We start from the raw sequence: 22,367 nt of genomic DNA, 5'->3' as shown, positions 1-22,367 counted from the left end.
ACGCCGCCATGGCGCAGACGACGATGACCGAGCGCGCATCCGACATGTGCGAGAGATTGCAGGCGACGGCGCGGGACACTTTCGGCTGGGACACCCTGCGCCCCGCACAGCTCGAGGCGATGCAGGCGTTGATGACCGGCCGCGACGCGCTCGTCGTCATGGCCACCGGGGCGGGTAAATCGGCGATCTACCAGGTCCCCGCCGTCCTGCTCACAGGGACGACCCTGGTCATCTCCCCACTGATCGCGTTGCAGGAGGATCAGATCGCCGGCATCGACTCGGCGGGCGCACCCCGGGCGGTGGCGATCAACTCCACACGGTCCGCACGCGACCTCGAGGCCACCTGGCGTGCCGTCGAGAAGCACGAGGCCGAGTACGTGTTCGTCGCCCCCGAACAACTGGCGAACAGCGACGTGATCTCCCGATTCGAGGCAGCGGACGTCTCCCTCATCGTGGTGGACGAGGCGCATTGCGTCGCCGCCTGGGGCCACGATTTCCGTCCCGACTACCTACGCATCGCCGATACCGTGCGAAGGCTCGGTCACCCACCCGTCCTCGCGCTGACCGCCACGGCGCCGCCCCCGGTCCGGCAGGAAATCATCGACCGGTTGGCGCTCGATGATCCCGCGGTGGTCGCGACGGGCTTCGACCGCCCCAACATCACCCTCGAGGTGGACCGCTACGTCAACAGAGCGGACAAGGAACGCGCCGTACTCGACCGGGTACCGGAACTTCCGCAACCGGGATTGCTGTACACGGCGACCCGCAAGGACGCCGAGTTCTACGCCGAAGAGCTGTCCGACCGCGGGCTGCGGACCGCCGCGTACCACGCCGGAATGAAGAGATCCGAGCGGGAAGCTGTACACGAACAATTCCTCGACGGCAACTTCGACGTCGTGGCTGCGACCTCCGCCTTTGGAATGGGTATCGACAAACCCGACGTGCGCTTCGTCGTCCACGCCTCCGTTCCCGACTCTCTCGACAACTACTATCAGCAGCTCGGACGGGCGGGCCGCGACGGGGAGAGCGCGTTGGCGCTGCTGTTCTACCGGCCCGAGGAGCTGTCACTCGGCAGGTTCTTTGCGTCTCACCGACCGGACGAGGATTTTCTCGCCCAGGTGTTCGAACTGCTTCGCAGCGGTGGCCGCACGAAGATCAAGGACCTCCGCGCGGCACTCGACGCCGGGAGCCGCAAGGTGACGGCAGCGATCAACCTGCTCGAACAAGTCGACGCCGTCGCCGGAGAAGGAAGAGGCTTCACGGCCCGCGACCTCAGCGCCGACGAGGCCCTGAGGCGGGCAACCGACCGTGCCGCCGCGGAGGAACGCCTGGCACGGTCGCGTGTCGAGATGCTGCGCGAGTACGCCGACACCCGCAACTGCCGCCGCAGCTTCCTGCTCGGCTACTTCGGCGAGGCCTTCGACCCGCCCTGCGGCAACTGTGACCGATGTTGCGCGACCGAGTCCACCGAACACCCGGAGCCCACCGACGAGGCCGCCGCCTGCGACCAGGACGCACCCTGGCCAGTCGACACCGCAGTCGAACATTCCGAATGGGGCCCGGGAACCGTCATGAGCACCGCACCCGACCGGATCACTGTCCTGTTCGACGACCACGGCTACCGGACCCTCTCCGTCGCCGCCGTCGAAGAGTCCGGCGTACTGCGGTCACGCTGAGCGGCGCACCGACCTCCTCTCCCTCGGCCGGCTGTTTGTGGTGCGCCGCGACTCGGGTACCACTGCGGGGTGACCTCGAAGACGACCGTCGTGATAGTGACGCACAACCGGGCGACGAGCCTCTCGCGCACCCTCCTCGAACTGTCGAAACTTCGGCCCATACCCCCGATCGTCGTCGTCGACAACGCGTCCACCGACGACACCGCGGACGTCGTAGACGCGGCGCGCAGCGTCATTCCGGCCCTGACCACGATTACACGCTCCCGCAATGAGGGCGCCGCCGCTCGCAACTACGGTGTGTGGGCCGCGTCGACGCCCTACATCGCGTTCTGCGACGACGATTCCTGGTGGGACCGTGACGCTCTCCCCCTCGCGGAGAAAGTACTGGACGAGCATCCCGCCATCGCGCTGCTCGCCGCCCGCACCCTCGTCGGCCCCCAGGCCCGCAACGACCCGCTCAACGACCGCATGGCCTGCAGTCCGCTCGGAACACGGCCCGGTGCCCCCGGCCCCTCGGTGCTGGGTTTCCTCGCCTGCGCGTCGGTGGTGCGACGATCCTCATTCGAAAACGTGGGGGGCTTCTCGCGCGTGCTCGAGTTCGTGGGGGAGGAGGCGCTACTCGCACTCGACCTCGCCGCGCAGGGGTGGGAACTGTGCTACGTCGAGGACCTCGTCGCCTACCACCACCCCTCCTCGGTCCGCGCGAACGCGAGCCGCCGGCGCAATCGCGAGATCCGCAACGACACCCTGACCGTTGTGATGCGGCGACCGGTGTCGACCGTCGCGAGTGCCCTCATCTCCCTCATATTCGCGGCGGTCCGGACACCGTCCGCGGCGCCGGCGTTGTTCGACACGATCCGCAAGCTCCCCGCCGCGGTCGCACACCGGCGGGTTGTGCCCACTCACCTCGAACGCCGTCTCGAAGAACTCGAGAGGAGCCGGCCGTGAGCGGCGCCGAACCGCAGAAGCCGTCGCCGGTCACGGTGGTGGTCATGACCTACGACCGGTGCGCCGAGCTGCGCAAAACCCTCGCCCACATGACCACCCTGCCCGACCGTGCACCGATCATCGTGGCGGACAACGGCTCCGGTGACGGCACCACCGACATGGTGCGGCGCGAATTCCCGCAGGTCCGGCTCCTCGCGTTGGGGGACAACCTCGGGGCCGTCGCCCGGAACCGGGCCGTCGAGCTGGTGACGAGCCCGTATGTGGCGTTCTGCGACGACGACACCCGCTGGCAACCAGGTGCCCTGACCGTCGGCGCCGCGGTCCTCGACGCGCATCCGACGATCGGATCCGTCACCGGCAAGTGCTTGGTGGCACCGGACCTTGTCGAGGACCCGATCACTCCGGAGTTCCGGGACTCACCGGTACCCGGGCCGTCGTGGCTGCCGGGTCCGGCTGTCCTCGGCGTGATGGCCGGCCTCACGATGTTCCGGGTGGAGGCATTCCGTCAGGTCGGCGGCTTCTGCGAGAAGATGTGGCTGGGCGGTGAGGAGGAACTCCTCGCCCTCGATCTCGCCGCCGCAGGCTGGTGGATGGTGTGGAACGAGGACATGGTGATCCACCACGAGCCCTCGGTGAGCCGGGACGCCACCCGCCGCCGGCAACTCGGTATCCGCAACACACTGTGGACCCTCTGGTTGCGGCGTCCGGTGCGAAGCGCGGCGCGCCGCTCGCTGGTGATCCTGCGTAGCGCCCCGAAAGACCGCGCTACCGCGGCTGCCCTGCTCGAGGCCCTCAGGTCGACCCGGTGGGTTCTGCGTCACCGGCGCGTGGTGCCCGACACCGTGGAAGCCGGACTGGTGCTCCTCGAGGAACCGCAGTCCCGGTCGAAGGCGCGCCGATACATCGGCTGACCCGAGCCTTGTCCGCGATTCGTCAGTCGGAGTCGCCATCATCGGCGGCGACGGTCTCGACCACCTCGTGCGCCACGGTGACCAGCTTGACGTTCCTGCGCTGCGAGTTGGTCACCAGCATCCGGAACGCCTCGTCGGCCGAGATCCGCTCCGCCGCCATGAGGATCCCCTTCGCCTGCTCGATGACACCGCGCGTGACCATGGCCTTCTTCAACCCGGCCACCTCGTCGTGGGCCGCCGCCGCCTCACGCGTCATCCTGGCCACCACCTCGGCGAGACTGGTGAAGATCCTCAGCAACGCCACATCGAGATCGCCGAATCCATGGCTGCCGAAACTGTACAAATTCAGTGCACCGGCGTGCGCCTCACCCAGCCGCAACGGCGCCGACAGGTAGCTGGCAGCACCGATGTCGCGCACGTCGGCCGCGAACGCCGGCCACCGTTCGACAACCTCGTCGACCCGGACCTTGACGATCTGCCCCGTGGTGGCCGCCTCCAGGCAGGGGCCCTCACCGTTGCGGTACTGGTTCAGGTCGATGTCCACTGCGCGCCGATCGGTGCACGCCGCGGTCTCGGCACGCCCATCCTCGTCCACCAGGGTCACACCGGCCATGTCCGCTTCGATAATCGTCGACACCACACAGTCGCACAGTTCCTGCAGGAAACCCTGCAGCTGCGCGGGTGTGGTCAGACGGCGCTGCAGGTTGTCCAGCGCGCTCGCAACTGCATCGACACGTGCGGCGGTATCGACGTCGGCACGACGGTGCCGCGCCAGAGTGACGTCGGCACGACGGTGCCGCGCCAGAGTGTCGTCGGCACGCCGGTGCCGACCCGGAGTGACGTCGGCACCGAGATCCTCGGGCAATGGCACTACTCTCCCTATTTCAGGCGAGCGAGTACCCATGCACCCGCCGCCACTTCAGCGGTATGGCAGGTGTCTCTACCGAACAAAACATCCGAATACTACCGCCTCGCCGCGCCTCCTCCGATTCGAGACCACAGTCGCAGCACCCGGAATGTCGTCACCTCTGGTGACGGGGTGGGAGGACCTCCTGGGCCTTCATCTTCGCCCCCTGTACGACGAGGTGCCATGCGTTCGCATCACCCGCGAGTACCGCCTCAGCCGTCGACTTCATCTGCTCATAGGTGGCGTGCGGGGGAATCGGTGGAACCTCGGGGTCACAGCGAACATCGAGGACCACCGGCACGGAGGCGGACAGAGCGCGATCCCAGGCGGCGCCGAGCTCGTCGGGCGAGTCGACGGCCACGGCCCCGAGTCCGATGGTCCGTGCCAGGTCGGCGTACGACACGTCAGGGAGAGTCTGCGATTCCTCGAACTTCGGTGCGCCGCCCATCGCGCGTAACTCCCAGGTGACCTGATTGAGGTCGTTGTTGTGGAAGATGCACACGATCAGGCGGGGGTCGGTCCACTCCCGGTGGTAGCGGGCAATGGTCAGGAGTTCGGCGAGCCCGTTCATCTGCATCGCCCCGTCGCCGACGAGCGCGACAACCGGACGGCCGGGATGCGCGAATTTGGCGCCGATAGCGTAGGGGACACCCGCACCCATGGTGGCCAGGGTTCCGGACAACGATCCGCGCATGCCTTCCCGCAACCGCACGCACCGCGCATACCAGTTGGTCGACGATCCCGAATCGGCGGTGAGAATGGCACCTTCCGGCAGGCGCTCCGACAACTCCCACGCCACCCGCATCGGATTGACCGGCTGCGCCGACACCATGCACTGGCGCTCGACGGTGTCCCACCACCGCCGAACACCCCGTTCGATCTCCTCCCGCCACGACCGGTCGTCCTTGTGTTCGAGCAACGGGATCAGCGCCGCCAAAGCAGCTTTCGCGTCGGCAACGATGTTGACCTCCGTGGGGTACCGCATCCCTATCCGGGTGCCGTCGATGTCGATCTGCACGGCCCGCGCCCGGTCGAATGCGGGCAGGAACTGTGAGTAGGGAAAATTCGACCCGACGATCAGCAGCGTGTCGCAGTCCCGCATCAGCTCGTAGCTGGGCCGGGTGCCGAGCAAGCCGATCGCGCCGGTGACGAACGGCAGATCATCAGGAAGCACATCTTTCCCGAGCAGCGCCTTCGCCACGCCCGCACCGGTCCGGTCGGCCACCTCACACACTTCGGCGGCGGCGCCGCGTGCGCCCTGCCCGAGGAGAATCGCCACCTTCGTCCCCGCATTGAGAATGCGGGCGGCCCTGTCGATCTCTTCGACCGCAGGCTGCACCCAGGATCCGCTCACGCCAGGCGGACTGGACGGCACCTGCTTGAACTCGTGCGCCGGGGGAGTGTATTCCTCCTCCTGCACATCAGCGGGGATGATGACCGCCGTCGGCGCCCGCCGTGCCAGAGCGATGCGGAACGCCCGGTCGAGAGCGTTGGGAATCTGAGCGGCCACATTGACCTCGACAAGGTAGTCGGCGGCCACATCCTTGTACAGCGACTGCAGGTCGACCTCCTGCTGATAGCTGCCGCCCATCGCGCTGCGCGATGTCTGGCCGACGATGGCCACGACCGGAACATGATCCAACTTGGCGTCGTACAAGCCATTGAGCAGATGGACCGCACCCGGCCCGGACGTCGCCGTGCACACACCGACCCGGTCGCTGAACTTGGCGTAACCCGTCGCCTCGAACGCAGACATCTCTTCGTGCCGCGCCTGTACGAAACGAGGGTCATTGCCGGAGCGACCGAACGCCGCGACCAACCCGTTGATGCCGTCCCCGGGATAACCGAAGACGTACTCGACGCCCCATTCCCGTAAGCGGGACAACACCTCGTCGGCAACCGTGTGAGACATACCGTTCTCCTTCGTGGCGGGCACTCGTCGAAATACCCAGCACTGCGAGACCGAATCCGTACCCGTCGGCGAAGTCCATGGCGGCCGGACGGTGAAGGTGAAAAGCTGAAGTCATGAGTGAGACGCCGGACGGGGGCGACGAGCGCTCGTTGATGGCGAAGACCAACGCCGCGTTGGACACCGTCACCGAAGCCCTCGAGCAGCTCCACAAGGCCGCGATCGCCGAAGAAGCCGTCGACACCGTGCTACTCCGGGTGGCGGAGACCGCCCTCGCGGCCCTGGTCGACGCCGATGCAGTCAGCGTCACCCGCTTCGACACCACCGCCCCCTGCACGGTCGCCAGCACCGACAAGACACTCGCCGCCCTCGACGCGCGACAATATGCCGCCGGGAGAGGACCCTGCCTCCGGGCAGCACGATCCCAGTTGCCGGTCCGCGCGGTCGTCGGAGAGCACGCCGAAGCATGGCCCGAATTCACGGTAACCGCCCACACCATGGGGGTCCGCGCCTACCTCTCGGTTCCGCTTCTCGTCGACGTCGACCAAAAGCGAAGGCTGATAGGGTCATTCAACGCCTACAGTTTCCGGGCCGAGGCGTTCGACCCGCTCGACCAACGGCTGATGACGCTACTGACGGCGGCCGCGGCCACCGCGATCAGCAACGGGTGGCGCTGGCAGAATGCCCGGGACCACATCGAACAGATGAAACTCGCCCTGACCTCCCGCGCCGAGATCGATCAAGCCAAAGGCGTGCTCATGGCCCTGCACGGAATAGATGGCGAACAAGCATTCCGCCGCCTGGCGCACATCTCGCAACACACCAACACGAAGCTGCACGACGTGGCCCGCGACCTCCTGCGGTCCTGCACGGGCAACCTCTGACACCGCGGTTCGCGCGCACCACGGACGGTCATCGACCGGCATCCCCGCTGGGCTGGCGTAGCGCCGTAACAGAGAGGACCGTGGAGTCATGAGCAAGGAATCCGACCTGACGCGTGTGCTCACCGCAGCGCGTCGCATCCGCGAGGGAGTGCGATTGCGCGCCGTCCGGGGGGAGAGCGTCGGCATCCTGCAGGCGTGGGGCGGATGCACGACGGCACAGGCCGGCCACGCCTTCGATCAGAATTCGAGCGCAGACGGATGTTCGGTGGAGGCAGCGCGGCTGCGGGAGCTGGTGAATGCGGCGGCCAACGGCCGAAACGATCCCGACTGGGATTGACTGCCGCCGTCAGCTTTGTCGGACGAGTAGTTCTGCCGGCCGGACCGTGCCCTCGGTGATCCGGTGGGCAACATCTCGCAACGCAACGCCGTTTCCCTGCGCGTAGTCCTCGAGCGCGGCGCATGCCGCCGCCGGGGCAATGCCCAGCGTGCCCGCGACCAACCCGGTGGCATGACCGACATGCACCCGATCGTTGAGCAACGACATCGTCCGCTCCGCCAGGCGCCCCGTACGCGGTTCACCAACCTCCTGGGTGAGCCCGAGAACCGCCAGCCGGGCCAAGATCACGGACCGCCCGCGGTCGTGGGCGGAAATGCCCTCCGTCCGCGTGTACAGCAAATTCAGTCCGCCGACGGTGCGCCCGTCGAGGCGCATCGGTACGGCGAGCACGGACCGGTACCCCGCCTCGAGTACGGCCGAAGTGAAGTCCGGCCACCGACCGGTGATCTCATGCAGATCGCTCGCCTCCACGATCTCGGAGGTGCGCATACAGTCGATGCACGGGCCCTGGTCGATCTGAGTCTGCAGCAACTCGACCAGCCTGGCGCGCTCGTCGGACGCGGCGACCACGGCGACGCCGCCCCGCGGATCGACGACCATGATTCCGGCTGCATCGGCCTCGAGCACGTTCACGCACGTGCCGGCGATCTGATACAACGTTGAACCGCTGTCAGAGGAATCGTCGACGAGTTGCGCTGTGATCGCGGAAAGCGCGTCGACCAGATGAGAAGTCGCGTCCGGTACATCTTGAGCATACGGTGTCACCTCCTCGTGGTGCGGATTCGTCAATCGTTGAGGTCGTCGACACGCCTCAATCGTTGAGGTCATCGACACCGATGCGTTGCTCCAGCACGTCGCGGGCGACCTCCAGGGCGGACCGGTTCATCATGAACGCGTGCCCCCGCAATCGCACGAACGCATCGGCCAGGCTGATGTGCAACCGGGCCGCGAGGATCCCTGTGGCCACGTTGACATCCTGATACGAGCCCTCCCGGCTCCAGAGGTCACCGGCCGCAGCATCCCGTTCGGTGTGTTCGAGCAGCGCCACGGTGATCAAGTCGGCCACCACGGCCGCATCACCGAGGGTGCGCGGCGTAAGCCCGCCCACCCGGCGGCGGTAGAGGTCGAGGGTGCCGAGCAGGATGCCGCCGATTTGTAAGGGAAACGCGAACACTGCGGCCGCCCCGATCGCCCGCGCAGCCTCCGAGAAGCCCGGCCAACGATCTTCGTCGACACTGAGGTCGCTGACGAGTACGGGGGAACCCGAGGCGAAGGCGAGCACGCCCGGACCCTCACCCAGGGTGTACTGCTGATCGTCGAGGATCCCCGCCCATTCGTCGCTCGCCCCGAGCATGTCCTGAGCCGAGGCGGTGGCGCGGATGGTCAACGCCGCCGAGTCGATTCCACTGAGCAGTTCGACCGCGGCGCTGCAGACTATCTCGGCCCAAGCGCCTTGCCCGCGCACGTCGGAGGCTGCGGCGACCGCACGCCACAACGACCACCGTCGCTGCTCGTCCACGACCTACCCCTCACCGCCGTCGATTGTCTGTGGTGTCCAGCCTACGAGTTCCACCGTGGTGCGGGTGTCACCCCAGCAGCATGACACGTCGCGCGAACGGGTTTGGCCCGCGCAGTCCGGGGCATAGCTACAACAGTGGGTCCGTCGAGGACACACGCTTCGTAGCGCTGTCGAGGAGGAATCATGGGTACCGAACCAGGTGAGCAGCTCCAAGAGGAGCCGCAAGCCGAACGGGGTCCCGTCGGCTCACGCGACTCGGGTCCGGACGAAGCCGGGGCCGGTCCGTCGGACCGGGAGCCGGGAACTTTGGATCAGGAGGAAGTGGCCACGACGGGTGAAGGCCCCGATCCCGGTCGGGAACACGTCGCCGGGCCCGCAGGCGGCTCCACGCCACCGGGAGACGCCCAGCCCGCAACACCGCCCTACGACGGCCGCACCACCAGCACGGCCGAGGGCCGGCCGGAGCACGACGAGCACGTCGACGCGAACCGGCTCCAGGACAAGGATCCCGACGACACCGCCCGCGGAGCGGTAGCGTCGCCGTCGGAGGAGAAGCCGGCGGCCGACACCGAGCAGGCGGAGTCGAGCGACGAGGGCGTCGGACCTGCACACGAAACTGGTGTCGGTAAGGGCGAAGACAAGAAGTAGACCGGGCCGCCGCATCTACGGACGGCGGAGCTTCTTCTTGTGGGAGCTGTCACAAAAGGGCGCAATGCCGGTTCTTCCACACCGGCACAGCGCCACCGTGGCCCGGTTCGACGGTAACGGGTTACCGTCGGTATCGAACAATTGCGCCGAACCGCGGACGAGAAGTGGCCCATCCGGGCACACCGTGATGGTCACGTCGGATCCGTCGGTTCCCGTTGTGAAATTGGAGTCCATATGACCACCTTGCACTCTCGGTCGTTGTCGGAGACAGTGGCCCCTTCCGGATCCGCGATGCCGTTTCCTGCATCACGCGGCCCCGTGAGCGAGCTCTTGTTCTCCATTCTGCGCGGAGACGTCGAGGACAGCGAATCGTTGGTGACGGCGGCGCGTTCCCTCGCAGAGACTTCCGCGGACACGACGGTCGACGGGCGTCCCGCCATCCTCTACGACGAGGACGCCCAGATCTGTCTCACCGCCCTCTACGAACTGCATCTGCAGGGCATTGCGGGCGTCGGAGACGACTGGGAGTGGAACACCGATCTGCTCGCGGCGCGGGAAGCCCTGGAGCTTCCGTTCGAGGCGGCCATCCGGATCGTCGCGAACCCGCCGACCGATTCGACAGATGTGGTGGCGGAACTGTGGAAAATGACCGCACCCACCGCCGGACCCGGCCTGTCCACCTTCATGGCACGCGACGCCGACCTCCAGCACTTCCGCGAACTGCTCGTCCACCGCTCACTGAATCAGCTCCGCGAAGCGGACGTGCACACGCTCGGCATCCCGCGACTCGCCGGCGCACCGAAGGCGGCGTTGGTCGAAGTGCAATTGGACGAATACGGCGGTGGCCGTCCCGAACGCATGCACTCCGCGCTGTTCGCCACCACCATGCGGGAACTCGGGCTTTCCGACCGCTACGCCCACTACATCGACGCCGTTCCCGCGATCACCCTGGCGTCCCTGAATGCGCTCTCACTCTTCGGCCTTCACCGCCGCCGTCTGGGTGCACTGGTCGGGCACCTCTGCGCGGTCGAAACCACCTCGGCGTTGCCGAGTAAGAAATACAGCGCCGGACTGACCCGGCTCGGCTTCGGCAAGGCCGCCACGCTGTTCTTCGACGAGCACGTCGAAGCCGACTCCGTGCACGAGCAGATAGTCTGCCGCGACCTCGCGGGCGGTCTGGTGTCCGCGCGCCCGTCGACCGGTGACGACATCCTGCTCGGCGCCGCGGCGTGCCTCGCATTCGACGACCTCGTCGGTGACCACGTCACCCGATGCTGGGAAGCGGGCATCAGCTCACTGCGGCAGGCGATCGAGTAGACGCCGAACCACGCCTCAGGTTCCCGATGCCGCGACCGCGCTCTCGAGGTCACTGAGCGACGTCTCGAGATGCGTGATGATGCGCTGCAGGTGGGGGACCGCGTGACGGTCGCCGACCACGCCGACATCGAGTTGCCCCGCCCGGCTGGTGACCGTGATGCTCAGCGCCTGACCGCCGAGGATCGTCGGCACCGGATACACGGCGTCCAGGCGGGCGCCGTTCCAGTACCGCGGCCTCGACGGGCCCGGCATGTACGAGATCATGACGTTGAACGGCGGGGGAGTGTCGTCGACGAACCTCCGCACCGGTTCGAGCAGTATCGGACTGATCGCGAGCGCGCTCATCAGCTGGAACTGGTTGTGGCTGAGCGCACCGAATACCCTGTGCGTGTGTTCCATCGCGTCCGTGATGCGCGCCAGACGCGCTGCCGGATTGCGTTCATCGGTGGCCAAGCCCACGACCATCGCACCCACACCGTGATCCCGCCCGCGCGGTCCGATCGCAGGACCGCCGAGGTCGAGTGGCACCGGCAGCATCGCCGTCAACGGCGCATCCGGTAGCGCGTAATTCTCGAGCAGATAGCTACGGAGCGCGCCCGAACACATAGCGAGAACGACCGTGTCGATGGTGGTGCGGGCGGCCGATGCGACGGCCAGCAGTCGACGAATCGGCCACGAACGCGCCGCCACCTTCCGGGCCCGGCCCACTGGCACATTGAGCATGGTGGGGGGCGACTGCAGGGGGAGGGTCAGATGCTGCTCACGGAGGCCGTCCATGGTGGCCTTCGCGGCCGCCGGGACCACACCCACCAGGCTCGTCGCCGCCCGCCAGCCGGCACGGACGGCCGCCACCGGGAAGGGCGAGGTGCGCTGCGACATCGCCGCGACACCGGGTGTCCACGGCGCCGGGCAGTTCGTGTCGTCGGGCTCACTCGACAAGGCATGATGGAGCAACCGCAAACCCGCCGGACCGTCCATCAGCGACAGGTGAATCTTCGAGTACACGGCGGTCCGCCCGTCGGCAAGTCCTTCAATGACATGCATCTCCCACATCGGATGCTGTGGATCGAGCGGTATTCCGTGCATTTGGGACACCAGAGACAGCAAATCGTCCATCCGTCCGGCGCCCGGCACCGCGCTGTGCCGCACGTGATACCCCAGATCCAACCGATCATCGACCGACCACCACGGATAACCGACTCCTCGAAGCGGGCGAACCGCCCGCTTACGGAACAGCGGGGACGACTCCTCCTGGGAAGTCAACGCCTCGAACATCGTCCGGGCGTGGTCTGCGCCGGCCTCGGCCGGCGGATCGAACAGTTCGAGCGCCCCCACGTGCAGCGGATGGGACGGTGTCTCGAACAGCACGAACAGTGCCTCCATGGGGCTCATCACCAACATCCGCACCCCCGTTCGGGCGACCACGAGCCGCGCTGGCACGTCGACGTGTCCATCGATGGGATTCTGCTTGTCCGGGCCGGACGGCAGAGCCCCACACCACGGCAGTAAGCAGATCACGAAAAGACTGTCGCCATACCCATTTCGGTGCCGCCGATTCGAAATTCCGTCACCACCGCACACTGCATGCGGCCCGCAACATGCCGGGCAACAGCCACGAATGTGGCGATGATTGGACTGCTACCGCCTCGGGTATGCGGTCAGCACGCCGCAGTCATACCCGGGTACGACTTCGGCCAGGTCTTGTCGGTTGAGCCCTACAGCCGACGAGGCCGCGCTTCGGCACGACACCGGTCTTCCGTGTCGGCGGACGCGGCGATCAGGGACGCTTCACCACCCGGTCGCGGCGCCCGCGCCCGGCAGTCTCCGTACCGATTCGCGAACACCGATCGTGTTCTATCGACGAAAAGCTCTCTGCAGCAACACTATTCGGATCGGGACCGTCCGTCTGCGTCGGCGGCGACCGGAAGTATCCGTCGATCAACTCGAGTGCGCGGTCCGAACACAGCGCGGGCGGTGGGGTCCGTCCGATCCCGAGTCCCTCGATGACGACGATGCTGCCGCGCCCGACCCCCTCCGCACCGAGCGACCACCCGAAGTGCCGGTTCCACACCAGAACCGCATTGCGCCCCGGCAGGTAGCGCAACCGCAACGGCAGGACCAGAACGACATCGACGCCCTCGGAGTCCCACCAATCGATCGAATCGGCATGAACGCACCGGGCGACCGTGTGGATGTAATCCCGAACAGTCCGCCCGTCGGCAACACCTGTTCCAGTTTTCATCGTTCACCGCCTCAGCTGTAGACACGACATACCCTGGCCGGTTGCGGTTGAAACTTCACGCACAGCCGGTGTATTCGGCGGGTGCTCGCCGCCGCGGTTGGGTAGCCTCGCGGCATGCCTTACTTGGAGCGGTCCGAAAACGTGTTCGTTCTCTACCTGGGTGAGCGGGGAAGCCGTGACAGCGAAAATGCCTTCCACCCGGACTGGCTCGAGCAGGTCGGGGATCTGCTGGACGAGATCGAAAGCACGGACGGTCCCGGCGCGCTCGTCACCACCGCAGTCGGCAAGTTCTACTCCACCGGCCTCGACACCACGTGGGTCGTGCAGAACACGGACAAGCTGAACTCCTACATCGACCGCGTGCAGGAACTGTTCGCCCGGATCCTGACGTTCCCGTTGCCCACCGTCGCAGCCCTACCCGGACACACTTTCGGTGGCGGCGCCATCCTGGCCACGGCCCACGATCACCGGATCATGCGCGAAGACCGCGGCTACTTCTGCCTGCCCGGGATCAGCATCGGCGCCAGCTACGCGCCCGGCAGCATTGCCCTCCTCGCGGCGCGACTGCCTGCGCCCGCGGCGCACACCGCCCTCGTCACCGGTCACCGCTACGGCGGTGCCGAAGCGCACGCCGCGGGCCTCGTCGACGACGTCGCTGCCGAGGACGTCGTCCTCTCCAGAGCGATCGAACATGCCCGCGGGCTGGCCGCCACCCGCGGCCGCACCCTGCGCGAGATCAAAACCACCCTCTACGCCGACGTCGTGGCATCCCTGCGCACCCCTGTGCAGAATCTCCAGGCTCAGGAGGCGCTCAGCGCAGACTGACACCGGTGGATGTGCCGGATCGGCGCGTGCGCGTCCACTCGTCGAGGAGGAACCCGAGGCCCATCCCGAGCATCCATACGTCCTTGCTGACCGCTAACCCGTTCTCGCTCGGCCAGATACTTCCCGGGTTACGCAGTCCAGGTGTCCGCGCATACATCGCGACCAGACCACCGGAAAAGGCGGTGAGTGCCGCGCCGGCCAGCGCGGTCGGCACGAGCGGCACCAACAGTGCGGTGCCGGTGCCGATCTCCGCCACCGACAGCATCTTCAGAAATCGTGCCGGCGGCACTCCGTTCAGAAAGGGAAAGGCGCCCGCGGCCATGCCGTGGATACCCGCGGCCGTCTGCTCGTCGCCGGGCCACTTCTGAAGTCCCGAATGCAGGATGAAACCTCCGGTCGCTATCCGTCCGGGCAGCTGTCCGAGTGTGGGAAGTCGCATTGGTTATCTCCTGCCGAGTACGAGGAAACGCCGAAATGGCTCCCTTCAGCCTCCCATCCGGCCGCCCGGCCGGGGAAGCCTCGGCCGAACTCTCGAGCGGGTGCCGGGTGTGCGGAGACGAAGTCGTCGATAATGTTGACAACCTCACCAGGCGCCTCCAGATGCGGATAGTGGCCGACACCATCGAGGACGGCGAGTCGACTGCCCGGCATTGCCTCGTGCGCCGCATAGGCATGGGCGACGGGAATGATTCGGTCCGAGTCCCCCCAGATCAACTGGGTGGGCCGGTCGGCGTTCAGATAGAGGCGGCTCAGCGCGCTGACGGCCTGACCCCGGTAGTCGACGACGGCGCGCAGAGTACGCAGAAATGCCTGCCGCGTGTCCGGATCGGAGAGCGATGCGTAGGACTGCCACATCTCGTCACCCCGCACCGACCGCAGACCCGCCGCCCCCAGCCACGAGCGCACTTTGTTTCCCGCCTCGCGCACGACCCCCGGCGCGATCAGAGGCAGGAGAAACTCGGCTCCCGGCGCAGCCAGCAACCGGAGCGTCCAATTGACATCGCGTCCCAGCCCACCGCTACCGATGAGCACCAACCGATTACACAGTTCCGGATGTTGGTAGGAAAATTGCATCGCCACTCCGCCGCCCAACGACTGCCCGACGACCGTCACCCGTGGGATGCCGAGTTCGTCGAGGAGATCGCGCAACCACGCGGCGAATGCTCCGAGGGAGTAATCACCGCGCGGTTTGGCGGACCTGCCGTGGCCCGGCAGGTCCGGCGCCAGAACCTGATACCGGCGCGAGAGCTGGGGGATAACCGCACGCCAGGTGTCGGAGCTGCCGGCCATACCGTGTATCAGCAGGAGCGTCTCACCCTCACCGGAGAGGTGATAAGCAGCTTCGTCCCCGTGCAGTTCAGTGCGTTGGAGGCGAGACATCAACGCAACCTTCCCTTCGAATGGCGCCGAACGTCGAATGGTACCCATCCTCGCCGAACCCGCAAGGCCTCCGCGTTGGCGTATCCGCGTCATGGAATGCAGGTCATGGAATGCAGGTCAGGGCAGGTCGAGGCGTGCCTGCTCAGGCGCAGCGGCGTTGTCGACGACGCAGAAGAGGTTGCCCTCGGTGTCGGCAAGGACCACGAAATCGGAGTCGTCGGGGTAGCGGTCCCAGGGCACCCGTCGTGCGCCGAGCCCGACTAGTCGTTCGATCTCGGCCGCCTGGTCGTCGCTGTCCCTGGCATAGAGGTCGAGGTGCATTCGCGGTTCGGGCTCGGCGTCGTGGTCGCTCTGCTGGATCGACAGCAGTGGCCGCCCGTCGGGCAGATACAGGTTGGTGAAGCCGTTGCCGCCGAACGGATCGCCGGCGGTCAGCCCGAGTGCCCCGGCCCAGAACGCGGTTGCCCGCCGGATGTCGCGTGCCCCGATGACAGTGGTCCCAAATATCAGCATGCGCAAAATCTATGTCGATTCTCGCTGTCCTGTGGCCACGTTCGCCCGAAGAGCACCGCTCAGTCGGCGACGTCGCGGTGTGCCAGGACCTTCGCGATCCGCAGGCGTACCAGCAGCTCGCCTGCGACGCCGTTGCGTTCGCCGAACTCCTCGGCTCGGTCGACTCCCATGTACCGGCCACCGAGCCGCGCCGCCCATCGGCGCAGCTCGGCAGGATCCTCGGACACCTCGGCTGTGCCGGTGATCACAACGTACGCGAACGGTGGCCGGTCGTCGTCGACACACAGCGCGGCACGCCCGTCTCGGAGGAGGTTGCGTCCTTTGACGGTGCTCTTGCCGGTCGTGAACACGAGGTCGTCACCGTCCAGGACGAACCAGACGGGGGCCACGTGGGGGCTGCCGTCGGCGCGGACGGTCGACAATTTGCCCGTGCGTGTTCCCGCCGAGACGAATGTGCGCCATTCCTCGTCCGACATCCGTTCAGCCATGCCGTCATTCTCACACCTGAACCATCCCGGCAGCGGCACAACGCGACGACGCGCGGGCGAGAGCGGATCGTTGCCCACAGCGGACGCCCTTCCAGCGGCCGTCATTACGTCACGGTGACGAAATGCGGTCTGATGGCTGGAAGTTCCCGCACCCGGGGCAGCGGGGCCTCAGGCTCGCACGGGCACGTATGCGCCGACTCGTCGCAAGCCGTCCACATTTCGGGACGCTCGCTGGGGCTGCATATTATCCAACGGTATGAATCATCCGGACGTTCCGACGAGCGCCGGTTCGGATGTCTCGCGTGCGCTCCAGCGCAGGTTTGCAAGTCCGGCCAGACGAACACAGAAGGCCGACCGACACACGGCCGGGAGAAAAAGCGCCCACGGGTTATACCTGCAGACCATTTCGGGCGATGTGAGTGGTAAACCGCCAGGTGGATAATTTGCCGATAATCAACATTATGTCAACTAGCGTGCGGACGAGGCACCCCGGTCCGTTTGTCGCGCTCCCCGTCGACCCCTTCCGGCTCACTGCGGGTTCACCGACGAATGGTGGTTGGCGATCAGCCACTTTCCGTCTTCGTGCCGGTACACCCACGTCACCCTGGCTGCCACATCTTGGCCATTGGCATTGATGACCCAGCGACCAACGTTGTACGCGAGGTTGCAGTCCGAGAACTTGACGCTTTCCTCCATGCGGATCTTGGGATCGGCTTTGATCAGGTTGGCGAAATATTGCGTTATCTCCCCCGGAGTGTCTGCGATAGCCACCGACAGCGTAGGTAGCAGCACCGCGTCCGACCGGTACAACTCGGCCACCTTGCTTGCGTCGCCGGTGCTCAGCGCGTCATTCCAACTTTCGAAGAGCGCATCCAGCTCGCTGTCGGTCGCGCGGACGCAATTTCCTTCGCCGCCAGCGGGATTGTCCGCCGAGCACGCCCCGATCGACATTGCCAACGCGAGAACTGCGAAGCCTGAGCCGAACGCTGCGGTCGTCATACCAGCCTCCGCGAAGAAATGCGTAGGAACTCATCACCAACCGATAGAGCCTAACTCCGGGGGCACTGCCTGCAGATGCAGAATTCCCACAATGGAATATCGCAAGCCTGAGTTCGCTGCGACCGACTGCCGTCAACACATGCTGACGGTGGCGCAATGCCTTCGTTCTGAACTGGTCGATCTCGTTCTATCGCGGTGTCGCAGTGGGGTTCGGAACAGCCGGTTTCCGATGACGTCTCCGGTACCAGGCGTGGGCGGATTGTTTGCTCATCCCGAGAACACGTCCGATTTCGGACCAACTGGCTCCCTCAGCCAATGCGCGCCTGACGACGTCGAATCGCGCGTTGTGCAGTTCATTTTCGAGGTGGATGCTGATCGCCAGGGCGTCGAGATGACTGGGCGCCGGCGATCGCAGCTGAGCCCGTTCTGCGAGTTCCCTCCGCCGGGCAGCAGTTTCCTCGTCGCCCCGTTCGGCCGCCGCCACGGCTGCTTCGCTCATGTTCTGCACACTGTCGTAATGAACCCACAGCGCAGAGAGCCCCTCGACTCCCCTGACGCCCTGCTGATCGCCGCTTTCCACGCCGTCAGCTTAAGCTGACGGCGTCGTCGGCGGTGCGATCGACTCAGGTCAGGCGGCTCGTGGCGGGAGACGGCGCATGCGATACCGGAGGGTGGCCGACCAGCACCCTGCGGTGCCTATTTCCTGTGTCGGGGATGGCGCAAGCTTCTAGTAGCGGCACACAGGTCGCCGACAATCAAGGAGCAGCATGATCCGAACCCCCACAGCCCGCGCCACCGTTGCCGCCCTCGCCGCGCTCGCGATCTCACTGACCGGCGCCGCCGGATTCGCCTCCGCCAAGCCTGCGTCGCCCGGATCCGGGCCCACCACCGTCTCCCCCAGCCAGAACGTCGAGATTCCCGGCCAGTGGGTGTGCTTCCCGGATGGCGTCTGCATCTGGGTTTCTTCCAAGTAGGGGTGACGGTGCCCGCCAGTGCGCCTCTCGGCAAGTGGTCGCTCACAGCGACAATATTGATGTGGTACCCGGGGCATTGGGTCGAACACCGTCGGCCTGTTAAACCCCGCCGGTCCCCCACGTATTCCCGCACTCCTGGGCGCGCGACGGTGTGAGGCCGGCCACCGCTCGGTCACCCCTCTTCGAGCCTAGCGCTGCGGCTCACGAGTCGGCACAGTCCTGCGCGACGGCGGTCGCCGCGGGATTACAGCAACTCTGTGAGCTATGAGGATGCATGATCGAGGGGTGTTATTTCATCTCTGCGCCACGTGCGGCGTCGAACAGGACCCGACAACGCCCCTTCCCGACGAATGCGCAATCTGTGCGGACGAACGCCAGTACATCCCACTGGGTGGTCAGGAGTGGACGACCGCCGAGGACCTCACCCGTTCCGGTCACCGCATTGTCGAGCGCGAACTCGAACCCGGGCTGCGCGGACTGTCTGTGGAACCGAAGGTCGCGATCGGCCAGCAGTCACTGGTGCTGAGCACCCCGGCCGGATCGCTGCTGTGGGATCCGATCGGCCATATCGACCCGTCCGCGGTCGAGGCTGTGGCCGCTTACGGGCCAGTACTCGCGGTCGCGGCCAGTCATCCGCACATGTTCGGCGTCCAGACCCAGTGGTCGAAGGCACTCGGGAATGTTCCGATCCTCGTCGCCGACGCAGATCGTAGATGGCTGGCGCGCACCGACGGCCCGATCGAGTTCTGGTCCGGCACCCACGACGTCGCGCCGGGGCTGACGTTGCATCAGATCGGTGGGCACTTCCCGGGTAGTGCCGTGGCGCATTGGCGCGACGGCGCGGACGGGAAGGGTGTTCTTCTCACGGGGGACGGTGTCTTCCCCAATCCGGATCGCCGCACGGTGTCGTTTCTACGCTCGTATCCCAACCGACTGCCACTCTCGGCCGCCGTTGTCAGGAGGATCGCCGACCAGCTGTCCCAGCTCGAATTCGACCGCATCATCGGCAATTTCGACAATTCCATCGACACCGATGGTCGGGCGGCGCTCGAGTACTCGGCGTCCCGCCACTGTGCCTGGGTGAATGGCGAGTTCGACGACCTGACGTGACCGCTCCTGATGACGTCGGAGGTAATGGCCGCGACCACCCCGCCACCCTAGGCTGGCCTGCATGACGACCCTGGACGATTGGCATACTTCGCACGTCGGCATCCACTTGCGAACGTGGCGGGAACGCCGCCGGTTGAGTCAGCTGGAGCTGGCGAATCGGGCAGACGTGTCGGCGCGGCACGTCAGCTTCATGGAGACCGGGCGATCCAATCCGACGCGGGCGATGCTGCTGCGGCTGAGCGAGCATCTGGACATTCCCCTGCGCGAGCGGAACGAACTGCTGCTCGCGGGCGGATTCGCTCCGGAGTTCCCCGAGCACCGCCTGTCGGATGCGTCGATGGCGTCGATTGCGGACGCGATCGAGAAGATTCTCACCGCGCATTCACCGTATCCGGCGGTGGTCGTGGACCGGCACTGGAACATGGTCGACGCCAATGACGCTGCGGCGATCTTGACGGACGGCTGCGCGCCGTCGTTGCTGGAACCGCCGGTCAACGTGCTGCGCCTCAGTCTCCATCCGGACGGGATGGCGCCGCGGATCGTCGACCTGGCCCAGTGGCGTGGGCATCTTCTGCATCGGCTCGGACACCAGATCGCGGTGACCGGTGACGACCGGCTCCGGGACCTGCTCGACGAGTTGAGGGGCTACCCCGGCGGTATATCGGAAGCCGGTGACCCAGCCGGTTCCCTCGTCGTACCGCTCCGTATACGCCACCGCGGCGCCGAGCTGTCCTTCCTCAGCACAACCACGATGTTCGGCACCCCACTCGACGTGACCGTGGCGGAACTCGCCATCGAATCGTTCTTTCCCGCTGACGCCACGACAGCGGCTACCCTGCGCAGTAGCGTGAGCAGCGACTGAGGAGGTACGTCCAATGGACTGGGCAGCAATAGGTGTGGGATTCGGTTACGTGGTGGTCGTGCTGACCGTTCTCGTGGTGGTTGTAGGCGTCATCGCACTGTTCGTCTACTCGATCAAGTCGGATTACATCGTGCCGACAAACGAGAAATCGCGGTCGACGCGGCGGATCGAGCGAGCGCGGTAGTTGCGTCAATCGCACAGGTGGGTGGTTCCCTCGGCGAGGGAACCACCCACCTGTCGCTGTTCGCGGGCACCGGCCGGTCTCTGGATCGATTCCGTCCGAAGCAAGCCTTACTGAGACGCCCGTGGGCAAGACGACTACCGTTACACACGTCGCCTAGATTCGAGGAGCACGGAATGAGTATCCAGTCGGTTGAGTCACGCCGCCATCGCGTCGTGGTCATTGGATCCGGCTTCGGTGGTCTGTTCGGCACGCAGGCCCTCAAGAAGGCCGACGTCGACATCACCATGATTGCGCGCACCACTCACCACCTGTTCCAGCCCTTGCTGTACCAGGTGGCCACCGGCATTCTCTCCGTCGGCGACATCGCGCCCGCCACCCGGCTCGTGCTGCGTAAGCAGAAGAACGCTCGGGTGTTGCTCGGCGATGTCGAGTCGATCGACCTGGAAACGAAGACCATCACGTCCCGCTTCCTGGACCGGACCACCATCACTCCGTACGACAGCCTGATCGTGGCGGCGGGGGCAGGCCAGTCCTACTTCGGCAACGACCATTTCTCCGAGTTCGCGCCCGGAATGAAAACGATCGACGACGCGCTCGAGTTGCGCGGCCGCATCCTGGGCGCCTTCGAACAGGCGGAGCTGTCCCACGATCCGGAAGAACGCGCCCGGCTGCTCACGTTCGTGGTGGTGGGTGCGGGCCCGACGGGTGTCGAGTTGGCTGGGCAGATCGCCGAATTGTCACGCCGCACTCTGTCCGGCGCTTTCCGGAACATCGACCCGCGCGAGGCCCGAGTGATTCTCCTCGACGGCGCCGGGGACGTGCTGCCGGTGTACGGCGGCAAGTTGAGCCGCAAGGCAGCCGAGCAGCTCGAGAGGCTCGGCATCGAGATTCAGCTGGGCGCAATGGTCACGGACGTCGACGTCGACGGACTCGTGGTGAAGGACAAGGACGGAACTCAGCGGCGCATCGAGTCGCAGTGCAAGGTGTGGTCTGCCGGTGTGCAGGCAAGCCCGCTGGGCAAGCAGATCGCCGACCAGTCCGAAGCCGAGGTCGACCGGGCGGGCCGGTTGCTCGTGAACCCCGACCTGTCGGTGCCGGGCCACCCTGAGGTCTTCGTCATCGGCGACATGATGTCGCTCGACAAGCTGCCCGGGCTTGCGCAGGTCGCGATGCAGGGCGGTAAGTACGCGGCCAAGCAGATCATCGCCGGCTTACACGGTCAAAAGCCCGAGGATCGCCCGCCATTCAAGTATTTCGACAAGGGCAGCATGGCCACGATCTCCAGGTTCAGCGCCGTCGCGAAGGTGGGCAAGCTCGAAATCAGTGGCTTCATCGGCTGGGTGGCTTGGCTGGCGATCCACCTGATGTATCTGGTCGGCTTCCGCAGCCGGTTGTCCACTCTGCTGTCGTGGACGGTGACGTTCCTCGGTCGTGGACGCGCGCAGATGGCGTCCACCGAACAGTGGGTGTTCGCCCGCAATGCCATGGAACAGCTGGAACGCCACGAGCGCGAGAAGCAAGCTTCGATCGAACCGTCGACCGCTACAGGGCAGCGCAAGGCCGCCGGCTAGTTCCCGACCACAGCGAACACAGGCGGAGGGCACCGGGCTACTGGGTGCCCTCCGCCCGTTCGTGTCACTGAATGGGCAGGATCGCCTCGAGCGCCGGGCATCCGGTGATCCCGCGCGGAAGTGTCGACCCACTCCGCTGTACCGGATTAGAATCCGGGTTGGA

Annotated in this window: 26 protein-coding genes; 14 read left to right on the top strand and 12 right to left on the bottom strand. The window is 66.2% G+C overall.

Annotated elements, in window-relative coordinates; genetic code table 11:
• The first annotated feature begins 8 nt into the window (after positions 1 to 8).
• The 3 genes from JQT59_RS22625 to JQT59_RS22615 all read left to right on the top strand — a co-directional run bounded on the left by JQT59_RS22625 (position 9) and on the right by JQT59_RS22615 (position 3,535).
• Complete coding sequence (locus tag JQT59_RS22625) at positions 9 to 1,676, top strand: RecQ family ATP-dependent DNA helicase (protein ID WP_213572078.1); 1,668 nt, start codon at positions 9 to 11, stop codon at positions 1,674 to 1,676.
• Between the two features lie 69 nt (positions 1,677 to 1,745).
• Complete coding sequence (locus tag JQT59_RS22620) at positions 1,746 to 2,624, top strand: glycosyltransferase family 2 protein (protein ID WP_213572077.1); 879 nt, start codon at positions 1,746 to 1,748, stop codon at positions 2,622 to 2,624.
• The gene (locus JQT59_RS22615; protein ID WP_249353746.1) at positions 2,621 to 3,535 is read left to right on the top strand and encodes a glycosyltransferase family 2 protein; all 915 of its coding nucleotides are present in this window, start codon (positions 2,621 to 2,623) and stop codon (positions 3,533 to 3,535) included. Before JQT59_RS22620 ends, JQT59_RS22615 begins: the two co-directional genes overlap by 4 nt.
• A 22-nt stretch (positions 3,536 to 3,557) precedes the next feature.
• On the opposite strand, the gene JQT59_RS22610 is transcribed toward JQT59_RS22615, so the two are convergent.
• Both JQT59_RS22610 and JQT59_RS22605 read right to left on the bottom strand, forming a co-directional pair.
• Positions 3,558 to 4,406 (bottom strand): GAF and ANTAR domain-containing protein, encoded by an 849-nt coding sequence (locus tag JQT59_RS22610; protein WP_213572076.1) that lies wholly within the window; start codon positions 4,404 to 4,406, stop codon positions 3,558 to 3,560.
• Between the two features lie 151 nt (positions 4,407 to 4,557).
• Positions 4,558 to 6,354, bottom strand: coding sequence for a thiamine pyrophosphate-requiring protein (locus JQT59_RS22605; protein WP_213572075.1), 1,797 nt, complete (start codon positions 6,352 to 6,354; stop codon positions 4,558 to 4,560).
• A 113-nt stretch (positions 6,355 to 6,467) separates the two neighbouring features.
• On the opposite strand from JQT59_RS22605, the gene JQT59_RS22600 reads away from it, so the two are divergent.
• Both JQT59_RS22600 and JQT59_RS22595 read left to right on the top strand, forming a co-directional pair.
• Complete coding sequence (locus JQT59_RS22600) at positions 6,468 to 7,235, top strand: GAF and ANTAR domain-containing protein (protein ID WP_213572074.1); 768 nt, start codon at positions 6,468 to 6,470, stop codon at positions 7,233 to 7,235.
• 88 nt (positions 7,236 to 7,323) lie between these two features.
• Positions 7,324 to 7,572, top strand: a complete 249-nt coding sequence (locus JQT59_RS22595; RefSeq protein WP_213572073.1) for a hypothetical protein — start codon at positions 7,324 to 7,326, stop codon at positions 7,570 to 7,572.
• Positions 7,573 to 7,581: 9 nt separating this feature from the next.
• Here the strand turns inward: JQT59_RS22595 and JQT59_RS22590 are convergent, their stop codons facing one another.
• A complete protein-coding gene (locus JQT59_RS22590; RefSeq protein ID WP_213572072.1) occupies positions 7,582 to 8,337 on the bottom strand; it encodes a GAF domain-containing protein in 756 nt (251 codons plus the stop codon).
• 46 nt (positions 8,338 to 8,383) lie between these two features.
• Positions 8,384 to 9,091 (bottom strand): GAF and ANTAR domain-containing protein, encoded by a 708-nt coding sequence (locus tag JQT59_RS22585; protein WP_213572071.1) that lies wholly within the window; start codon positions 9,089 to 9,091, stop codon positions 8,384 to 8,386.
• 183 nt (positions 9,092 to 9,274) lie between these two features.
• On the opposite strand from JQT59_RS22585, the gene JQT59_RS22580 reads away from it, so the two are divergent.
• Positions 9,275 to 9,739, top strand: a complete 465-nt coding sequence (locus JQT59_RS22580; RefSeq protein WP_159922444.1) for a hypothetical protein — start codon at positions 9,275 to 9,277, stop codon at positions 9,737 to 9,739.
• A gap of 15 nt (positions 9,740 to 9,754) precedes the next feature.
• On the opposite strand, the gene JQT59_RS22575 is transcribed toward JQT59_RS22580, so the two are convergent.
• Positions 9,755 to 9,973 carry a CDGSH iron-sulfur domain-containing protein gene (locus JQT59_RS22575; protein ID WP_109330043.1) on the bottom strand — a complete coding sequence of 73 codons (219 nt, stop codon included), beginning with the start codon at positions 9,971 to 9,973 and terminating at the stop codon, positions 9,755 to 9,757.
• On the opposite strand from JQT59_RS22575, the gene JQT59_RS22570 reads away from it, so the two are divergent.
• Positions 9,974 to 11,056, top strand: coding sequence for an iron-containing redox enzyme family protein (locus JQT59_RS22570; RefSeq protein WP_213572070.1), 1,083 nt, complete (start codon positions 9,974 to 9,976; stop codon positions 11,054 to 11,056).
• A 15-nt stretch (positions 11,057 to 11,071) separates the two neighbouring features.
• Here JQT59_RS22570 and JQT59_RS22565 read toward each other — a convergent pair whose 3' ends face one another.
• Both JQT59_RS22565 and JQT59_RS22560 read right to left on the bottom strand, forming a co-directional pair.
• Positions 11,072 to 12,457 carry a WS/DGAT/MGAT family O-acyltransferase gene (locus JQT59_RS22565; protein ID WP_213577987.1) on the bottom strand — a complete coding sequence of 462 codons (1,386 nt, stop codon included), beginning with the start codon at positions 12,455 to 12,457 and terminating at the stop codon, positions 11,072 to 11,074.
• A gap of 376 nt (positions 12,458 to 12,833) precedes the next feature.
• Entirely contained in the window at positions 12,834 to 13,298 is a 465-nt protein-coding gene (locus tag JQT59_RS22560) for a DUF6292 family protein (RefSeq protein ID WP_213572069.1), read from the bottom strand.
• Between the two features lie 114 nt (positions 13,299 to 13,412).
• Here JQT59_RS22560 and JQT59_RS22555 point away from each other — a divergent pair, with 114 nt between their 5' ends.
• Positions 13,413 to 14,123, top strand: coding sequence for an enoyl-CoA hydratase/isomerase family protein (locus JQT59_RS22555; RefSeq protein WP_213572068.1), 711 nt, complete (start codon positions 13,413 to 13,415; stop codon positions 14,121 to 14,123).
• On the opposite strand, the gene JQT59_RS22550 is transcribed toward JQT59_RS22555, so the two are convergent.
• From JQT59_RS22550 to JQT59_RS22530, 5 genes are all read right to left on the bottom strand, one after another.
• The gene (locus JQT59_RS22550; protein WP_213572067.1) at positions 14,110 to 14,562 is read right to left on the bottom strand and encodes a hypothetical protein; all 453 of its coding nucleotides are present in this window, start codon (positions 14,560 to 14,562) and stop codon (positions 14,110 to 14,112) included. The genes JQT59_RS22555 and JQT59_RS22550 overlap by 14 nt on opposite strands.
• The gene (locus JQT59_RS22545; protein WP_213572066.1) at positions 14,523 to 15,503 is read right to left on the bottom strand and encodes an alpha/beta fold hydrolase; all 981 of its coding nucleotides are present in this window, start codon (positions 15,501 to 15,503) and stop codon (positions 14,523 to 14,525) included. Before JQT59_RS22545 ends, JQT59_RS22550 begins: the two co-directional genes overlap by 40 nt.
• 117 nt (positions 15,504 to 15,620) lie before the next feature.
• Positions 15,621 to 16,016, bottom strand: a complete 396-nt coding sequence (locus JQT59_RS22540) for a VOC family protein (RefSeq protein WP_159922456.1) — start codon at positions 16,014 to 16,016, stop codon at positions 15,621 to 15,623.
• Positions 16,017 to 16,075: 59 nt separating this feature from the next.
• Positions 16,076 to 16,504: a PPOX class F420-dependent oxidoreductase gene (locus JQT59_RS22535; RefSeq protein ID WP_213572065.1), complete on the bottom strand. Its 429-nt coding sequence runs from the start codon at positions 16,502 to 16,504 to the stop codon at positions 16,076 to 16,078.
• Positions 16,505 to 17,032: 528 nt separating this feature from the next.
• Positions 17,033 to 17,503 carry an SgcJ/EcaC family oxidoreductase gene (locus JQT59_RS22530; protein WP_213572064.1) on the bottom strand — a complete coding sequence of 157 codons (471 nt, stop codon included), beginning with the start codon at positions 17,501 to 17,503 and terminating at the stop codon, positions 17,033 to 17,035.
• Positions 17,504 to 17,594: 91 nt separating this feature from the next.
• Here JQT59_RS22530 and JQT59_RS22525 point away from each other — a divergent pair, with 91 nt between their 5' ends.
• The 6 genes from JQT59_RS22525 (at position 17,595) to JQT59_RS22500 (ending at position 22,204) form a co-directional block, all read left to right on the top strand.
• Positions 17,595 to 18,101, top strand: coding sequence for a hypothetical protein (locus JQT59_RS22525; protein WP_213572063.1), 507 nt, complete (start codon positions 17,595 to 17,597; stop codon positions 18,099 to 18,101).
• A gap of 169 nt (positions 18,102 to 18,270) precedes the next feature.
• A complete protein-coding gene (locus JQT59_RS22520; RefSeq protein ID WP_213572062.1) occupies positions 18,271 to 18,477 on the top strand; it encodes a hypothetical protein in 207 nt (68 codons plus the stop codon).
• 285 nt (positions 18,478 to 18,762) lie between these two features.
• Positions 18,763 to 19,587 carry an MBL fold metallo-hydrolase gene (locus tag JQT59_RS22515; RefSeq protein WP_213572061.1) on the top strand — a complete coding sequence of 275 codons (825 nt, stop codon included), beginning with the start codon at positions 18,763 to 18,765 and terminating at the stop codon, positions 19,585 to 19,587.
• 61 nt (positions 19,588 to 19,648) lie between these two features.
• The gene (locus tag JQT59_RS22510; RefSeq protein WP_213572060.1) at positions 19,649 to 20,449 is read left to right on the top strand and encodes a helix-turn-helix domain-containing protein; all 801 of its coding nucleotides are present in this window, start codon (positions 19,649 to 19,651) and stop codon (positions 20,447 to 20,449) included.
• 13 nt (positions 20,450 to 20,462) lie between these two features.
• On the top strand, positions 20,463 to 20,633 hold the full coding sequence (locus JQT59_RS22505; protein ID WP_213572059.1) for an adenylate cyclase: 171 nt from the start codon (positions 20,463 to 20,465) through the stop codon (positions 20,631 to 20,633).
• Positions 20,634 to 20,806: 173 nt separating this feature from the next.
• Positions 20,807 to 22,204: an NAD(P)/FAD-dependent oxidoreductase gene (locus JQT59_RS22500; protein WP_109330071.1), complete on the top strand. Its 1,398-nt coding sequence runs from the start codon at positions 20,807 to 20,809 to the stop codon at positions 22,202 to 22,204.
• The last annotated feature ends 163 nt before the right edge of the window (positions 22,205 to 22,367 follow it).

It is taken from the genome of Rhodococcus sp. USK13 (assembly GCF_018343855.1).
In the GTDB taxonomy this organism is placed as follows: Bacteria; Actinomycetota; Actinomycetes; order Mycobacteriales; family Mycobacteriaceae; genus Rhodococcus_F; species Rhodococcus_F oxybenzonivorans.
The sequence above is the reverse complement of the archived record's forward strand: the minus strand, read 5'-3'. Positions and strand labels throughout refer to the sequence as shown.

What these genes read in the sequence shown, in the direction of transcription:
- JQT59_RS22625 (WP_213572078.1), top strand. Translation starts at nt 9, where the DNA reads ATGGCGCAGACGACGATGACCGAGCGCGCATCCGACATGTGCGAGAGA.
- JQT59_RS22605 (WP_213572075.1), bottom strand. Translation starts at nt 6,354, where the DNA reads ATGTCTCACACGGTTGCCGACGAGGTGTTGTCCCGCTTACGGGAATGG.
- JQT59_RS22600 (WP_213572074.1), top strand. Translation starts at nt 6,468, where the DNA reads ATGAGTGAGACGCCGGACGGGGGCGACGAGCGCTCGTTGATGGCGAAG.
- JQT59_RS22595 (WP_213572073.1), top strand. Translation starts at nt 7,324, where the DNA reads ATGAGCAAGGAATCCGACCTGACGCGTGTGCTCACCGCAGCGCGTCGC.
- JQT59_RS22580 (WP_159922444.1), top strand. Translation starts at nt 9,275, where the DNA reads ATGGGTACCGAACCAGGTGAGCAGCTCCAAGAGGAGCCGCAAGCCGAA.
- JQT59_RS22575 (WP_109330043.1), bottom strand. Translation starts at nt 9,973, where the DNA reads ATGGACTCCAATTTCACAACGGGAACCGACGGATCCGACGTGACCATC.
- JQT59_RS22570 (WP_213572070.1), top strand. Translation starts at nt 9,974, where the DNA reads ATGACCACCTTGCACTCTCGGTCGTTGTCGGAGACAGTGGCCCCTTCC.
- JQT59_RS22565 (WP_213577987.1), bottom strand. Translation starts at nt 12,457, where the DNA reads ATGTTGGTGATGAGCCCCATGGAGGCACTGTTCGTGCTGTTCGAGACA.
- JQT59_RS22560 (WP_213572069.1), bottom strand. Translation starts at nt 13,298, where the DNA reads ATGAAAACTGGAACAGGTGTTGCCGACGGGCGGACTGTTCGGGATTAC.
- JQT59_RS22555 (WP_213572068.1), top strand. Translation starts at nt 13,413, where the DNA reads ATGCCTTACTTGGAGCGGTCCGAAAACGTGTTCGTTCTCTACCTGGGT.
- JQT59_RS22550 (WP_213572067.1), bottom strand. Translation starts at nt 14,562, where the DNA reads ATGCGACTTCCCACACTCGGACAGCTGCCCGGACGGATAGCGACCGGA.
- JQT59_RS22545 (WP_213572066.1), bottom strand. Translation starts at nt 15,503, where the DNA reads ATGTCTCGCCTCCAACGCACTGAACTGCACGGGGACGAAGCTGCTTAT.
- JQT59_RS22540 (WP_159922456.1), bottom strand. Translation starts at nt 16,016, where the DNA reads ATGCTGATATTTGGGACCACTGTCATCGGGGCACGCGACATCCGGCGG.
- JQT59_RS22535 (WP_213572065.1), bottom strand. Translation starts at nt 16,504, where the DNA reads ATGGCTGAACGGATGTCGGACGAGGAATGGCGCACATTCGTCTCGGCG.
- JQT59_RS22530 (WP_213572064.1), bottom strand. Translation starts at nt 17,503, where the DNA reads ATGACGACCGCAGCGTTCGGCTCAGGCTTCGCAGTTCTCGCGTTGGCA.
- JQT59_RS22525 (WP_213572063.1), top strand. Translation starts at nt 17,595, where the DNA reads ATGGAATATCGCAAGCCTGAGTTCGCTGCGACCGACTGCCGTCAACAC.
- JQT59_RS22520 (WP_213572062.1), top strand. Translation starts at nt 18,271, where the DNA reads ATGATCCGAACCCCCACAGCCCGCGCCACCGTTGCCGCCCTCGCCGCG.
- JQT59_RS22510 (WP_213572060.1), top strand. Translation starts at nt 19,649, where the DNA reads ATGACGACCCTGGACGATTGGCATACTTCGCACGTCGGCATCCACTTG.
- JQT59_RS22505 (WP_213572059.1), top strand. Translation starts at nt 20,463, where the DNA reads ATGGACTGGGCAGCAATAGGTGTGGGATTCGGTTACGTGGTGGTCGTG.
- JQT59_RS22500 (WP_109330071.1), top strand. Translation starts at nt 20,807, where the DNA reads ATGAGTATCCAGTCGGTTGAGTCACGCCGCCATCGCGTCGTGGTCATT.